General features: G+C 68.7%; 14 protein-coding genes. 12 read left to right on the top strand and 2 right to left on the bottom strand.

The window, feature by feature from the left end; genetic code table 11:
* Nucleotides 1–110 precede the first annotated feature (110 nt).
* Nucleotides 111–644, bottom strand: coding sequence for a MarR family winged helix-turn-helix transcriptional regulator (locus ACSQ3Y_RS31070; RefSeq protein WP_436179940.1), 534 nt, complete (start codon nucleotides 642–644; stop codon nucleotides 111–113).
* A 96-nt stretch (nucleotides 645–740) separates the two neighbouring features.
* Between ACSQ3Y_RS31070 and ACSQ3Y_RS31065 the strand changes: the two genes are divergently transcribed.
* A complete protein-coding gene (locus ACSQ3Y_RS31065; RefSeq protein WP_436179939.1) occupies nucleotides 741–1,694 on the top strand; it encodes a Bug family tripartite tricarboxylate transporter substrate binding protein in 954 nt (317 codons plus the stop codon).
* A 7-nt stretch (nucleotides 1,695–1,701) separates the two neighbouring features.
* A complete protein-coding gene (locus ACSQ3Y_RS31060) occupies nucleotides 1,702–3,033 on the top strand; it encodes a sulfatase family protein (RefSeq protein ID WP_436179938.1) in 1,332 nt (443 codons plus the stop codon).
* Between the two features lie 6 nt (nucleotides 3,034–3,039).
* On the opposite strand, the gene paaN is transcribed toward ACSQ3Y_RS31060, so the two are convergent.
* Nucleotides 3,040–4,722, bottom strand: a complete 1,683-nt coding sequence (gene paaN / locus ACSQ3Y_RS31055; protein ID WP_436179937.1) for a phenylacetic acid degradation protein PaaN — start codon at nucleotides 4,720–4,722, stop codon at nucleotides 3,040–3,042.
* Between the two features lie 145 nt (nucleotides 4,723–4,867).
* Here paaN and ACSQ3Y_RS31050 point away from each other — a divergent pair, with 145 nt between their 5' ends.
* The 10 genes from ACSQ3Y_RS31050 to ACSQ3Y_RS31005 all read left to right on the top strand — a co-directional run bounded on the left by ACSQ3Y_RS31050 (nucleotide 4,868) and on the right by ACSQ3Y_RS31005 (nucleotide 13,350).
* Nucleotides 4,868–5,671, top strand: a complete 804-nt coding sequence (locus tag ACSQ3Y_RS31050; protein WP_436179936.1) for an enoyl-CoA hydratase-related protein — start codon at nucleotides 4,868–4,870, stop codon at nucleotides 5,669–5,671.
* 7 nt (nucleotides 5,672–5,678) lie between these two features.
* Complete coding sequence (gene paaI, locus ACSQ3Y_RS31045) at nucleotides 5,679–6,143, top strand: hydroxyphenylacetyl-CoA thioesterase PaaI (protein WP_436179935.1); 465 nt, start codon at nucleotides 5,679–5,681, stop codon at nucleotides 6,141–6,143.
* A 30-nt stretch (nucleotides 6,144–6,173) separates the two neighbouring features.
* On the top strand, nucleotides 6,174–7,481 hold the full coding sequence (paaK, locus tag ACSQ3Y_RS31040; RefSeq protein ID WP_436179934.1) for a phenylacetate--CoA ligase PaaK: 1,308 nt from the start codon (nucleotides 6,174–6,176) through the stop codon (nucleotides 7,479–7,481).
* Between the two features lie 28 nt (nucleotides 7,482–7,509).
* Nucleotides 7,510–8,517, top strand: a complete 1,008-nt coding sequence (paaA, locus tag ACSQ3Y_RS31035) for a 1,2-phenylacetyl-CoA epoxidase subunit PaaA (RefSeq protein ID WP_436179933.1) — start codon at nucleotides 7,510–7,512, stop codon at nucleotides 8,515–8,517.
* Between the two features lie 23 nt (nucleotides 8,518–8,540).
* The gene (gene paaB / locus ACSQ3Y_RS31030; protein WP_436179932.1) at nucleotides 8,541–8,870 is read left to right on the top strand and encodes a 1,2-phenylacetyl-CoA epoxidase subunit PaaB; all 330 of its coding nucleotides are present in this window, start codon (nucleotides 8,541–8,543) and stop codon (nucleotides 8,868–8,870) included.
* An 11-nt stretch (nucleotides 8,871–8,881) separates the two neighbouring features.
* Entirely contained in the window at nucleotides 8,882–9,658 is a 777-nt protein-coding gene (gene paaC / locus ACSQ3Y_RS31025) for a 1,2-phenylacetyl-CoA epoxidase subunit PaaC (RefSeq protein WP_436179931.1), read from the top strand.
* Entirely contained in the window at nucleotides 9,658–10,200 is a 543-nt protein-coding gene (gene paaD / locus ACSQ3Y_RS31020) for a 1,2-phenylacetyl-CoA epoxidase subunit PaaD (protein WP_436179930.1), read from the top strand. Before paaC ends, paaD begins: the two co-directional genes overlap by 1 nt.
* Before the next feature lie 34 nt (nucleotides 10,201–10,234).
* Complete coding sequence (paaE, locus tag ACSQ3Y_RS31015; RefSeq protein WP_436179929.1) at nucleotides 10,235–11,320, top strand: 1,2-phenylacetyl-CoA epoxidase subunit PaaE; 1,086 nt, start codon at nucleotides 10,235–10,237, stop codon at nucleotides 11,318–11,320.
* Nucleotides 11,321–11,448: 128 nt separating this feature from the next.
* Complete coding sequence (locus ACSQ3Y_RS31010; RefSeq protein WP_057268620.1) at nucleotides 11,449–12,078, top strand: TetR/AcrR family transcriptional regulator; 630 nt, start codon at nucleotides 11,449–11,451, stop codon at nucleotides 12,076–12,078.
* 117 nt (nucleotides 12,079–12,195) lie between these two features.
* Nucleotides 12,196–13,350 carry an ABC transporter substrate-binding protein gene (locus tag ACSQ3Y_RS31005; RefSeq protein ID WP_057204043.1) on the top strand — a complete coding sequence of 385 codons (1,155 nt, stop codon included), beginning with the start codon at nucleotides 12,196–12,198 and terminating at the stop codon, nucleotides 13,348–13,350.
* Nucleotides 13,351–13,376 lie beyond the last annotated feature (26 nt).

Raw genomic sequence — 13,376 nt, 5'->3', positions numbered from 1 at the left:
TCTTATATAGAAGAGGTGCGCGCTGCACCTGTGGCCACAGGATAGCGTTACCAGCCGCCTTTGGCGTGGCACAACCCTTTGATTGCCTGTACATCGGCCAATGAATTGGCCTACTCGATGTGCCGCCCGCCCCTGAGCCGGTAGGTGCGCGGCACATCGGTGCGGGTGGCCACCAGGGCCTCGGCCTGGCGCTGCAGGTGGGCCAGGCTGGCATCGAGCGCGTCGACCGCGCCCGCGTCCAGCCCGGCCAGCAGGCCCTGGTTGAGCGCCTTGATCTGTGGGAACAGGGCATCGTGCACCGCCTGGCCCGCCGGGGTGAGCGAAAGCACGGCCTGGCGCCGGTCGCCCGGCATGGCATCGCGGGTGATGAGTTTCTTGGCCAGCAGCGAGGTGATGGCGCGCGAAGTGCGCGCACGGTCCAGCCCCAGGCGCTGGGCCAGCTCGGCCGGGGGCATGCCCGGGTGCTCGGCCAGCCACATCAACAGGCCCCACTCCCGGCGCGTGATGCCATAGCCGCCCTCGCACAGGCGCACCACCAGGCTGCCGGCCACGGCCAGCAGGCGGTTCAGGCGGTACATCAGCAGGTGCTGGGCCGTCTCGGGGTCGGCCAGCCGGGGCGGGGTGGCGGGTTCGGGTGTGGGCATCAGGGTATGTCCGGGCAATGGTTGTTTAGATCAATCCATTGTGGGCCCGATACAGTGCGCCATTCCTTCTATCGATATTCATCCGGGAGCGCCGCCATGTGGAAACCGCCTGCCTTCATCCTCACCGCCGCGCTCGCGCTGTCGGCCTGCCTGGTCCGCGCCCAGGAGGCCCCGCTGCGCATCATCGTCGGCTATGCGCCCGGCGGCTCCAGCGACCGGGTCGCCCGCATCGTGGCCGACAAGCTGCAGGCCAAGCTCGGCTCGCCCGTGATCGTGGAGAACCGCACCGGCGCCGGCGGCCGCCTCTCGGCCCAGGCCGTCAAGAGCGCGCCGGCCAACCAGCCCGCGCTGCTGCTGGCCAACCCGGCCGTGATGCTGGTGGCGCCGCTGGTCTTCCCTGATGCGGGCTACGACGCCGAGCGCGACTTCCGCCCCGTGAGCCACGTCAACAGCTACGAGTTCGGCGTGGCCGTCTCCAGCGCCGTGCCCGTGCGCGAGCTGCCGCACCTGATCGCCTGGCTGCGCGCCAATCCCGACAAGGCCAACTTCGGCGTGCCGGCCACCGGCAGCCTGCCGCACTTCTTTGGCCTCATGGTGGGTGATGCGGCCAAGGTGAATGCCGAAGTGATCGGCTACCGGGGTTCGGCGCCGCTGCTCAACGACCTGATCGGTGGCCAGGTACCCGTGGCCTTCGACACCTTCGACACGCTGCTGCCGCAGCACGAGGCGGGCAAGATCCGCATCCTCGCGGTGTCGAGCGCCAAGCGCAGCCCGCTCGATCCGAAGATCCCGACCTTCAAGGAAGGTGGCCTGGACCTGGCCGCCACGGGCTGGAATACCTTCTTCGCGCCCATGAGCATGCCCAAGGCCCAGGCCGAGCGCCTGGCCGGGCTGATCCACGAGGTCATGAAGGACCCCGACACCCGCCGCAAGTTCGAGGCCGCCAAGATGGAGCCCGTGGCCAGCAGCATGGCGCAGACCGAGGCCATGCTCAAGGCCTACCGTGCGCAATGGGCACCCGTGGTGCAACGTTCGGGCTTCAAACCCTGAGGCCCCCATGCAGCACCAGCGCCCCAATATCATCTTCATCGTCGCCGACGACCTGGGCTATGCCGACCTGGGCTGCTACGGCGGTCGCGAGGCCGCCTTCGGCCCGGTCTCGCCCGTGCTCGACGGCCTGGCCGCGCAGGGCCTCAAGCTCACGCAGGGTTATTCCAACTCCCCCGTGTGCTCGCCCACGCGCTTCGCGCTGATGACCGCGCGCTACCAGTACCGCCTGCGCGGCGCGGCCGAAGAGCCCATCAACAGCAAGAGCCGGGGCAGCACCACGCTGGGCCTGCCGCCAGCGCACCCCACGCTGCCCTCGCTGCTGCGCGCCGGCGGCTACCGCACGGCGCTGATGGGCAAGTGGCACCTCGGCTACCCGCCGGCCTTCGGGCCGCTGCAGTCGGGCTACGAGGAGTTCTTCGGCCCCATGTCGGGCGGGGTGGACTACTTCACGCACTGCAGCTCTGCCGGGCAGCACGATCTTTACCTGGGGGAGGAGGAGGCGCAGCAGGACGGCTACCTCACCGACCTTATCACCGACCATGCGCTGGATTTTGTGGAGCGCATGGCGCCCGGCGCCCAGGCGGGCACGCCGTTCTTCCTGAGCCTGCACTACACGGCACCGCACTGGCCCTGGGAAACACGCGACGATGCCGCGCTGGCCGAGGAGGTGCGCCAGAACCTTTTCCACCTGCACGGCGGCAACATCGAGACCTACCGCCGCATGATCCACCACATGGACGAGGGCATCGGCCGCATCATGGAATCGCTGGCCCGCCACGGCATCGACAGCGACACGCTGGTGGTCTTCACCAGCGACAACGGCGGCGAGCGCTTCTCAGACAACTGGCCCCTGGTGGGCGGCAAGATGGACCTGACCGAGGGCGGTATCCGCGTGCCGTGGATCGCCCACTGGCCCGCCGTGATCGCCCCGGGCGGCGAGAGCGTGCACAGCTGCATGACCATGGACTGGTCCGCGACTATGCTCGACGCGGCCGGCGTGGCCGCCGATGCGGATTACCCGCTCGACGGCACCTCGCTGATGCCATTGCTGCGCGATGCCGACTGGGAATGCGAGCGCCCGCTGTTCTGGCGCATGAACCACCGCGGCCAGCGCGCCATGCGCGAAGGCGAGTGGAAGTACCTTCGCGTGGACGGCAATGACTACCTCTTCAACCTGGCCGACGACGAGCGCGAGCGTGCCAACCGCGCCCAGGTGGACCCCGGGCGTCTGGCCGCGATGCGCGCGGCATGGGAGGCGTGGAACGCCACCATGCCGGCCATCCCGGAGGACGCGACGGTCAGCCTGGGCTATTCCATCAAGGACATGCCGCAACGCTGACGGTGCTTACGTGGTGGCCGCGGCAGCCGGCGCAGCCACATGCTCGCGCCGCTGCACGATCACGAAGCGGTCGGCCACGAAGGCCAGGCTGGTGTACGTGGCGTTGGCGGCGGGGTTGCCGCCCGTGGCGTGGTAGTCCGAGAACGATGCGGACTGGTTCACGAACACGCCCTGCGTGAGGTTGATGGACAGGGCCACGCGCGTGCGCCGGCCCAGGGCCACGGCGGCATCGATATAGCTGCGGTCCGTGGAGTACACGCCCAGGGTCAGCGCACCGTGCGTGCGCAGCGTGGCCTCGGCCACCTGCAGGCTGGCGGCGCCCGAATCGGTGGCCACCAGGTAGGACACGGGGCCGAAGCATTCCTGGCCGTAGATGGCGCTGTCGGCCTGCTCCAGCGCCACGATCACCGGCGTATGGATCTGCGCGCTGGCGAACTCGGGGTGGGGCAGGGCGCGCGAAGCCAGCACCAGGCGGCCCTTGCTGCTCGCCTGCTGCATGCGCGCCACGGTCTCGGGCGAGCCCACGGCGCCCAGCACCGAGGTGGCCACGCGCGGGTTCGAGGCCAGCTCGGTCACAGCGGCGGCCAGGTCCTCGCCCACCTGCTCGAAGCTCTTGTGGCCTTCGTCGGTGGCGATGCCGCCGCGCGGCACCAGGAGGTTCTGCGTGGTCGTGCACATCTGGCCGCTGTACAGCGACAGCGTGAATGCCAGGTTGCGCAGCAGCGCCGCGTACTGGTCGGTGGATTCGATGATGACGGTGTTCACCCCGGCCATCTCGGCATACACGCGCGCCTGCCGGGCGTTGTCGATGAGCCAGTGGCCGAACTGGTTGCTGCCCGTGAAGTCGATGCTGGCCACCGCGCTGTGCGTGGCCAGGGCCTGCGTGTCTTCGGCGCGGGGGCTCAGGGCCAGCGTCACGGTGTTCGGGTCCAGCCCCTGCTCGGCCAGCACCTCGCGCAGGATGTTCACCGAGATCGCGGCCGGCAGCACGGCATTGGGGTGGGGCTTGACGATGACCGGGTTGCCCGTGGCCAGCGCCGCGAACAGGCCGGGGTAGGTGTTCCAGGTCGGAAAGGTGGCGCAGCCTATCACCAGCGCCACGCCGCGGCCCACGATCTCGTAGTGCTTTTGCATCACCAGCGACGGGTTCTTGCCCTGGGGCTTGTCCCACAGCGCCTCGCCGGGCACGTCGGCCATGGCCTTCCAGGCGTAGGCGATGGCTTCGAGCGCGCGGTCCTGCGCATGCGGACCGCCGGCCTGGAAGGCCATCATCGGGCCCTGGCCGGTGGTCAGCATCACGGCATGCGCGATCTCGTGGCTGCGGCGGTGGATGCGCGTGAGCGCCTCCAGCAGCACGCCCACGCGGCCCTGCGCACCCAGCGCCTGCCAGGCCGGTTCGGCGGCCTGGGCCGCGGCCACCAGCGCGTGCACGTCGCAATCGGGGTAGCGCACGTCCAGCACCACACCATAGGGCGAGCGCTCCGTGGCCAGCCGGCCCCGCTCGCCGGGTTGCTGCAGCGCAAAGTCCTTGCCCAGCAGGGCATTCACGGCCGCCTGGCCATCGGCCTGGCCGGTCTCGCCATAGACCTTGGGCGAGGGCGATTCGGGGAAGGGCGTCCAGTGGCCGCGCGTGGCCAGGGCGCCAAGGGCACCGTCGAGCAGGGCGCGGTGGGTATCGAACAGGGGCATGTATTTGTCTCCGTTTAGGGTTTGCCCTGAGGGGTTTGACTTGCATCAGGGTTGTGGAAAGTTTATTCTCTACCGAACGGTCGGTCAATAATGTTTGCGATCGATCAAAACGAGTTTTCCCCCACCTTGGTAGGCAGGAGCATCCATGTCTGAACCCCTTGTCCTCGTGACGCAGTCGGGCGCCGTGCAAACGCTGGCCCTGAACCGGCCTGCCGCGCTCAACAGCTTCACGGCCGAACTGCATGCGCAGTTGCTGGCCGCGCTGGAGGCGGCTGCCGCGAATGCCGAGGTGCGCTGCGTGGTACTCACGGGCACGGGCCGTGCCTTCTGCGCGGGGCAGGACCTGGGCGACCCCGCCGTGGCGCCCGACCTCACACCCGGGGCGGCCCCCAAGGACCTGGGCGAGGTGATTGACAAGCTTTACGGCCCGCTGTGCCAGCGCATCCGCAGCATGCCCATCCCGGTCATCGCCGCCGTCAACGGCGTGGCTGCGGGCGCCGGGGCCAACCTGGCCCTGGGCTGCGACCTGGTGCTGGCCGCGCGCTCGGCCAGCTTCATCCAGGCCTTCACCAAGATCGGCCTGGTGCCCGATACCGGCGGCACCTGGCTGCTGCCGCGCCTGGTGGGCCGCGCCCAGGCCCTGGGCCTGGCGCTGCTGGGCGACAAGCTGCCCGCGCCCGAGGCCGAGCGCCTGGGCCTGATCTGGCGCTGCGTGGACGACGCGGCCCTGCAGGACGAGGCCCAGGTCCTGGCCCAGCGCCTCGCCGCCATGCCCGTGAAGGCACTGGTGGCCACGCGCAACGCGATGGACGCTGCGGCGCAGATGGACTTTGGCCAGGCCCTGGCGCACGAGGCTGCACTGCAGCGCACGCTGGGTGCATCCGCCGACTACCGCGAGGGCGTCGAGGCCTTCATCGGCAAGCGCGCCCCCGTGTTCCAAGACCGCTGAGTACCCCATGGATTCCGCCACTTCCACGCTCGACCCCCAGGCCATCGCCGAGCATGTGCGCAGCGGCATGCTGGCCAACGACCGTGCCACGCAGGGCCTGGGCATCGCCATCACGGCCATCGGCCCGGGGCAGGCCACGCTCGAGATGACGGTGCGCGCCGACATGCTCAACGGTTTCGACATCTGCCACGGCGGCTTCATCACCACGCTGGCCGACTCGGCCTTCGCCTTCTCGTGCAATGCGCGCAACGAGATGACCGTGGCCTCGGGCCTGTCCATCGACTTCCTGGCGCCCGCACGCGAGGGCGACCGCCTCACGGCCGAGGCCCGCGAGGTCTCGCTGGCCGGCCGCACCGGCGTGTACGACGTGAACGTGCGCAACCAGCGCGGCGAGGCGATTGCCGTGTTCCGTGGGCGCTCGTACTGCATGAAGGGCAAGCCCACCGTGCCGCTGGATGCCGCCGGCCGCTGACCCCCATACCAAGACCCACAGGAGACATCCATGGCCGTGCGCCAACCTGCCCCAGGCGACCTGGAGCCCATCGAAACCGCCAGCCGCGATGAAGTCCAGGCCCTGCAGCTGCAGCGCCTGCGCTGGACGCTGCAGCATGCCTACGACAACGTGGCGCACTACCAGCGTGCCTTCGATGCCAAGGGCGTGCACCCCTCGGACCTCAAACAGCTGTCCGACTTGTCGAAGTTCCCCTTCACCGTCAAGAAGGACCTGCGCGACAACTACCCTTTCGGCATGTTCGCCGTGCCGCGCGAGCAGGTGTCGCGCATCCATGCCTCCTCGGGCACCACGGGCAAGCCCACGGTGGTGGGCTATACGCGCAAGGACATCGACACCTGGGCCGACCTGGTGGCGCGCTCCATCCGCGCTGCGGGTGGGCGCGCCGGCGACCTGATCCACGTGGCCTATGGCTACGGCCTGTTCACGGGCGGGCTGGGCGCGCACTACGGCGCCGAGCGCGCCGGCTGCACGGTGATCCCGATGTCGGGCGGTCAGACCGAAAAGCAGGTGCAGCTGATCCGCGACTTCGCGCCCAGCATCATCATGGTGACCCCCTCCTACATGCAGGTCATCAACGAAGAGTTCGTGCGCCAGGGGCTCGATCCGCGCGAAAGCTCGCTCAAGATCGGCATCTTCGGTGCCGAGCCCTGGACCGAGGCCATGCGCCGCGAGATCGAGACCAAGTCGGGCATCGACGCGGTGGACATCTACGGCCTGTCCGAGGTGATGGGCCCGGGCGTGGCCAGCGAGTGCATCGAGAGCAAGGACGGCCCGGTGGTCTGGGAAGACCATTTCTACCCCGAGATCGTCGACCCCGAAACCGGCGAGGTGCTGCCCGACGGCCAGGAGGGCGAACTGGTGTTCACCTCGCTAAGCAAGGAGGCGCTGCCCATGATCCGCTACCGCACGCGCGACCTCACGCGCCTTTTCCCGCCCACCTCGCGCGCGTTCCGGCGCATGGGCAAGATCGTCGGCCGTTCGGACGACATGCTCATCATCCGCGGGGTGAACGTGTTCCCCACGCAGATCGAAGAGATCGTGCTGCAGAACGAGAAGCTCTCGGGCCAGTACCAGATCCTCGTGGCGCGCGACGGCAACCTCGACCAGGTGACCGTGCGCTGCGAGCTGCAGCCCGGCGTGGCAGACGGCGAGCGCCCGGACCTTACCGGCTGGGTGCAGCACCGCATCAAGACCCTGGTGGGCATCACCTGCCAGGTCGAGGTGCTGGCCACCGACTCCATCGAACGCACGCTGGTGGGCAAGGCCCGCCGCGTGATCGACCAGCGCGCCCGCTGAGCGGCGCCCCCCACGAAAGGACACCACCATGTACACCCAGGCCATGGACACCATGGGCAAGGACGGCGGCGACGCTAAGGCCCTGCGCAGCGCAGAAGAGATGCAGCGCCAGGAAGCCTTCGATGCGCGCATTGACGCAGGCGAATTCATCGAGGCCAAGGACTGGATGCCCGACCACTACCGCAAGACCCTGCTGCGCCAGATCAGCCAGCACGCGCACTCGGAGATCGTCGGCATGCTGCCCGAGGGCAACTGGATATCCCGCGCGCCTACGCTCAAGCGCAAGGCCATCCTGCTGGCCAAGGTGCAGGACGAGGGCGGCCACGGCCTGTACCTGTATGCCGCAGCCGAGACCCTGGGCACCTCGCGCGACCAGATGATCGACGCGCTGCACACCGGCCGCGCCAAGTACAGCTCGATCTTCAACTACCCTACGCTGACCTGGGCCGACATGGGCACCATCGGCTGGCTGGTAGATGGCGCGGCCATCATGAACCAGGTGCCGATCTGCCGCTGCTCGTACGCGCCGTATGCGCGTGCCATGGTGCGCATCTGCCGTGAAGAGAGTTTTCACCAGCGCCAGGGCTACGACGCCCTGCTGACCATGATGAAGCAGGGAACCGAGGCGCAGCGTGCCATGGTGCAGGACGCGGTGAACCGCTGGTGGTGGCCCTCCATCATGATGTTCGGCCCGCCCGACGACCAGTCGCCCAACTCCGCACAGTCCATGCGCTGGGGCATCAAGCGCATCTCCAACGACACGCTGCGCCAGAAGTTCATCGACGCCACGGTCGAGCAGGCCGAGCTGCTCGGCGTCACCCTGCCCGATCCCGACCTGAAGTGGAACGAGGAGCGCCAGGCGCACGACTACGGCGCCATCGACTGGAGCGAGTTCTGGCGCGTGATCGGTGGCGACGGCCCCTGCAACGAAGAGCGCCTGGGCGCCCGCGTCAAGGCCTGGGACGATGGCGCCTGGGTGCGCGAAGCCGCCCTGGCCCATGCCGCCAAGCACGCCCCGGTTCGCGCCGCTGCCTGAGCCTTCCCCATTCGAGAACCCCCATGACGACCTCATCCTCCCCCTCCACCCCCGTTGCCGATCCCGCCATGGCCACCGAATGGCCGCTGTGGGAGGTGTTCGTGCGCAGCAAGGCAGGCCTGGACCACAAGCACTGCGGCAGCCTGCACGCCGCCGACCCGCGCATGGCCATCCAGCTGGCGCGCGACGTCTACACCCGCCGCCAGGAAGGCACCAGCGTCTGGGTGGTGCGCTCCGACCAGATCGTGGCCAGCGACCCGGGCGAGAAGGCCATGTACTTCGACCCCGCGCAGGACAAGGTCTACCGCCACCCCACCTTCTACGTGCTGCCCGAGTCCGTGGACCACATGTGAGAGCGCCCGCCATGCAAGCCACCAGCATCCACACCAGCCAGGGCCCGGCCGTGCAGTACCTGCTGCGCATCGGCGACACCTGCCTGATCCTGGGCCAGCGCCTGTCCGAATGGTGCGGCCACGGTCCCGTGCTCGAAGAAGATATCGCCCTGGCGAACATGGCGCTGGACCTCGTGGGCCAGGCGCGCGCGCTGCTCACGCGGGCCGGCCAGATCGAAGGCCGCGGCCATGACGAAGACCAGCTGGCCTTCCTGCGCGACGAGCGCGACTACGTCAACGTGACCCTGGTGGAGCTGCCGCGCGGCGACTTCGCCTTCACCATGGTGCGCAACACCATGGTGGCCACCCTGCTCAAGCTGCTGTGGGAGCGCCTGGCCAGCTCCAGCGACACCGAGCTGGCCGCCATCGCCGGCAAGGCCCTCAAGGAGGCGCGCTACCACCAGCAGCACTGTGCCGACTGGGTGGTGCGCCTGGGCGACGGCACGGCCGAGTCGCGCCGCCGCACCGAGGCCGCCCTGGCTTCGCTGTGGCGCTACACGCCCGAGCTGTTCGCCTCCGATGCGGTCGAGGACGCTGCCCACGCCGCAGGCCTGGGCCCGCGCTGGGCCGACCTGCAGGGCGCCTGGACCGACGAGATGGCGCAGGTCCTCGCCGCCGCCAGCCTGGCCACGCCCAGGGAGTCGGCGTTTCGCAGCACCGGCAAGCAGGGTGTGCACAGCGAGCACATGGGTTTCATCCTGGCCGAGATGCAGCACCTGCAGCGCAGCTTTCCCGGGGGCGTTTGGTGATGATGGCCGAAGCCATTGCTCGCCAGCAAGCCGCCGACGCGCGCATTGCGCGGGCGTGGGAGGTGCTCGCCAACGTGCCCGATCCCGAGGTGCCCGCAGTCTCCGTGTGCGACCTGGGCATCGTGCGTGACGTGCGTCTGGCGGGCGAGGGCCTGGAGATCGTGCTCACCCCCACCTATTCGGGCTGCCCGGCCACCGAGGTGATCGAGCACGACGTGCTGGCGGCCATCGACGCCGCCGGCCTGGGCCCGGCCCACGCCACCCTGCAGCGAGCCCCCGCCTGGACCACCGACTGGATCACCGAGCAAGGGCGCGCGCGCCTGCTGGCCTATGGCATCGCGCCGCCGGGCCCGCTGCCGCCGGGCACCGAGGTGCCGCTGCGCTTCATGCCGCGCACGCATGCCGCTGCGCCGTCGCTGGCCTGCCCGCGCTGCGCCAGCCTGCAGACCGAGCGGCTCTCGGCCTTCGGCTCCACGGCCTGCAAGGCGCTGTACCGCTGCATGGCCTGCCGCGAGCCCTTCGAGCACTTCAAGCCGCTGTGAAGACCCTTTTCACGCCCTCCTACAAGACACCGACATGAGCGTCATCTTCCATCCCCTGCGCGTGCGCGCCATCGAGCCCGACACGGCCGAGGCCGTCATCGTCTCCTTCGACGTGCCGCCCGAACTGCGCGAGGTCTTCGGCTTCACCCAGGGCCAGTACCTCACGCTGCGCACCGACATTGGCGGCCAGGACCTGCGCCGCTCGTACTCCATCTGCGCCGGTGTCGACGATGCCGAGCTGCGCGTGGGCGTGCGCAAGGTCAACGGCGGCGTGTTCTCCAACTGGATCAATGCGCAGCTGCAGGTGGGCGACACCCTGCAGGTCATGGCGCCGCAAGGCCGCTTCTTCGTACCGATACAGCCCCAGGCGCAGCGCAATTACCTGGGCATCGCGGGCGGCAGCGGCATCACGCCCATCCTGTCCATCATGAAGACGGTGCTGGCGCGCGAGCCCGGCAGCCGCTTCACGCTGATCTACGGCAACCGCACGCTGCAGTCCACCATGTTCAAGGAGGAGATCGAGGACCTCAAGAACCGCTACCTCACGCGGCTGGTGCTGCACCATGTGTTCTCGGCCGAGCAGACCGACGCGCCGCTGAACATGGGCTTCGTGAACCGCGAAAAGCTCGCCGAGTTCCTGCGCGCCCTTATCCCCGCGCAGAAAATCGACGAGGCCTTCATCTGCGGTCCCTTCCAGATGAACGACGAGGCCGAGGCCGCGCTGCTGGCGGGCGGCGTGCCGGCCGAGCGCATCCACGTGGAGCGCTTCGGCGTGGCCCTGCCCACAGGCGGGCAGGTGGGGGCCGTGGTGCACGAGGCACTTCCGGGCGATGCCAAGACCGCGCGCATCGCCATCGTGCGCGACGGCCTCAGGCGCGAGTTCCCCTTCTCCGACGGGCAGGCGAGCATCCTCGATGCCGCGTCGGCCGCCGGGCTGGAGGTGCCTTTCTCGTGCACGTCCGGCGTGTGCGGCACCTGCCGCGCCAAGTGCGTGGAGGGCGAGGTGCGCATGGAGCGCAACTTCGCGCTCGACAAGGCCGACGTGGCCGCCGGCTTCGTCCTCACCTGCCAGTGCCGGCCCCTGACCGACAGCGTGGTGCTGTCGTTCGACGAGCGGTGATGAACCCGGCTGCCGCAGTGCCGTACAGCGCCTTCTCCCTGGGGAGAATGGGCGCCAGCGTGCCCCCTGTGCGTCGGCATGCGGCAAGATGGCGGCCCTTCACTACCGGATGCAAAGGAAAACTGCCCATGGCCCGAGGACGATCCCCCGGATACGACGACCAGCGCGAAATGATCCTCCGCCATGCCGCCGAACTGTTTGCACGCCGCGGCTACCCCGCCACCTCGATGAACGAGGTGGCCGAGGCCTGCGGCCTGTCCAAGCCCACGCTGTACCACTACTTTCGCGACAAGTACAACCTGCTCGTGCACATCGCCGACGGCCATGTCTCGCGCCTGCAGGCCCTGGTGGACGAGGTGCAGGGCAAGCAGCTCGAACCCGAGGCGCGGCTGCGCGAGCTGATCCACCGCTTCGTCGAGGAATACGCCGAGGCCCAGCATGCCCACCGCGTGCTGACCGAGGACGTGCGCTTTCTGCAGCCCGAGGACAGCGAGCGCATCCTCGGCAAGGAGCGCGCCGTGGTGGCCGTCTTTGCCCAGGCGCTGGCACAGATGCGCCCCGACACCGATGCCGCAGGCCTGACCAAGGCGCTGACCATGCTGCTGTTCGGCATGATCAACTGGATGTTCACCTGGCTCAAGCCCGATGGCGAGCTCGACTACGAGACCATGGCGCCCATCGTGGCCGATCTGTTCTTTGGCGGGTTTCCTGCCGTGCGCATGCCCCCACCACTGGCCGAAAGGCCTCCCCGTCCATGACAATGCGTGCACCACGCATGTCGTGTATTCCCAAGCGGCCACCAAGAGCCAGCTGAGCGCCGGAGCCATGCTCGGCGCTGACCTCTTTCTTTCACAATGATCCACAGGAGACAAAGCATGAAATTCCGTTTTGCACAACTCGCGCTGGTGGCCGCTGCTGCCGCCATGGCCTGCGGCGCTGCCCTGGCCGACATCACCGTCGGCGTCACGGTGTCGGCCACCGGCCCCGCCGCATCGCTGGGCATTCCCGAGAAGAACACCATCGCCCTGATGCCGCGCACCATCGGCGGCCAGAAGGTCAACTACATCGTGCTCGACGATGCGTCGGACACGACCACGGCCGTGGGCAACACGCGCAAGCTGATCAGCGAAAGCAAGGTCGACATCATCCTCGGTTCGAGCACCACGCCCAACTCGCTGGCCATGATTGACGTGGTGGCCGAGGCGCAGACGCCCATGATCTCCATGGCCGCCTCGGCGCGCATCGTCGAGCCCATGGATGCCAAGAAGAAGTGGGTCTTCAAGACCCCGCAGAACGACATCATGATGTCGCTGGCCATCGTCGACCACATGGCCAACGCCGGCATCAAGACCGTGGCCTTCATCGGCTTTGCCGATGCCTACGGCGAAGGCTGGTACCAGGAGTTCGGCAAGGCCGCCGCCATCAAGAAGATCCAGATCGTGGCCAACGAGCGCTATGCGCGCACCGACACCTCGGTGACGGGCCAGACCCTGAAGATGATCTCGGCCAAGCCCGATGCCGTGCTGATCGCCGGCTCCGGCACGCCGGCCGCGCTGCCGCAGAAGGCGCTCAAGGAGCGCGGCTTCACCGGCAAGGTCTACCAGACCCACGGCGTAGCCAATGCCGACTTCCTGCGCGTGGGTGGCAAGGATGTGGAAGGCACCTTCCTGCCCTCCGGTCCCGTGCTCGTGGCCTCGCAACTGCCCGCTTCGCACCCGGTGAAGAAGTCGGCCAGCGCCTACGTGGCCGCCTATGAGGCCGCCAACGGCAAGGACAGCGTCTCCACCTTCGGCGCCCACGGCTGGGATGCTGGCGTGCTGATGGCCGCGGCCGTGCCCGTCGCGCTCAAGAAGGCCAAGCCCGGCACAGTCGAGTTCCGTGCCGCCCTGCGCGATGCGCTGGAGCAGATCAAGGAAGTGCCCGGCGCCCACGGCATCTTCAACATGTCCGAGAACGACCACCTTGGCCTGGACCAGCGCGCCCGCGTGATGGTCAAGATCGAGAACGGCACCTGGAAATACCAGCCCTGACCGAGCACAGCGAGGTCTGATGGCGC

Source organism: Acidovorax sp. LjRoot66, assembly GCF_964253305.1.
Classification (GTDB): domain Bacteria; phylum Pseudomonadota; class Gammaproteobacteria; order Burkholderiales; family Burkholderiaceae_C; genus Acidovorax.
The sequence above is the reverse complement of the archived record's forward strand: the minus strand, read 5'-3'. Positions and strand labels throughout refer to the sequence as shown.

Bases quoted from the DNA above. Each gene is read 5' to 3' on its own strand.
- paaE (WP_436179929.1), top strand. From the start codon at position 10,235: ATGAGCGTCATCTTCCATCCCCTGCGCGTGCGCGCCATCGAGCCCGAC.
- paaA (WP_436179933.1), top strand. From the start codon at position 7,510: ATGTACACCCAGGCCATGGACACCATGGGCAAGGACGGCGGCGACGCT.
- paaN (WP_436179937.1), bottom strand. From the start codon at position 4,722: ATGCCCCTGTTCGATACCCACCGCGCCCTGCTCGACGGTGCCCTTGGC.
- paaK (WP_436179934.1), top strand. From the start codon at position 6,174: ATGGCCGTGCGCCAACCTGCCCCAGGCGACCTGGAGCCCATCGAAACC.
- ACSQ3Y_RS31005 (WP_057204043.1), top strand. From the start codon at position 12,196: ATGAAATTCCGTTTTGCACAACTCGCGCTGGTGGCCGCTGCTGCCGCC.
- paaI (WP_436179935.1), top strand. From the start codon at position 5,679: ATGGATTCCGCCACTTCCACGCTCGACCCCCAGGCCATCGCCGAGCAT.
- ACSQ3Y_RS31065 (WP_436179939.1), top strand. From the start codon at position 741: ATGTGGAAACCGCCTGCCTTCATCCTCACCGCCGCGCTCGCGCTGTCG.
- ACSQ3Y_RS31070 (WP_436179940.1), bottom strand. From the start codon at position 644: ATGCCCACACCCGAACCCGCCACCCCGCCCCGGCTGGCCGACCCCGAG.
- ACSQ3Y_RS31010 (WP_057268620.1), top strand. From the start codon at position 11,449: ATGGCCCGAGGACGATCCCCCGGATACGACGACCAGCGCGAAATGATC.
- paaD (WP_436179930.1), top strand. From the start codon at position 9,658: ATGATGGCCGAAGCCATTGCTCGCCAGCAAGCCGCCGACGCGCGCATT.
- paaC (WP_436179931.1), top strand. From the start codon at position 8,882: ATGCAAGCCACCAGCATCCACACCAGCCAGGGCCCGGCCGTGCAGTAC.
- ACSQ3Y_RS31050 (WP_436179936.1), top strand. From the start codon at position 4,868: ATGTCTGAACCCCTTGTCCTCGTGACGCAGTCGGGCGCCGTGCAAACG.
- paaB (WP_436179932.1), top strand. From the start codon at position 8,541: ATGACGACCTCATCCTCCCCCTCCACCCCCGTTGCCGATCCCGCCATG.
- ACSQ3Y_RS31060 (WP_436179938.1), top strand. From the start codon at position 1,702: ATGCAGCACCAGCGCCCCAATATCATCTTCATCGTCGCCGACGACCTG.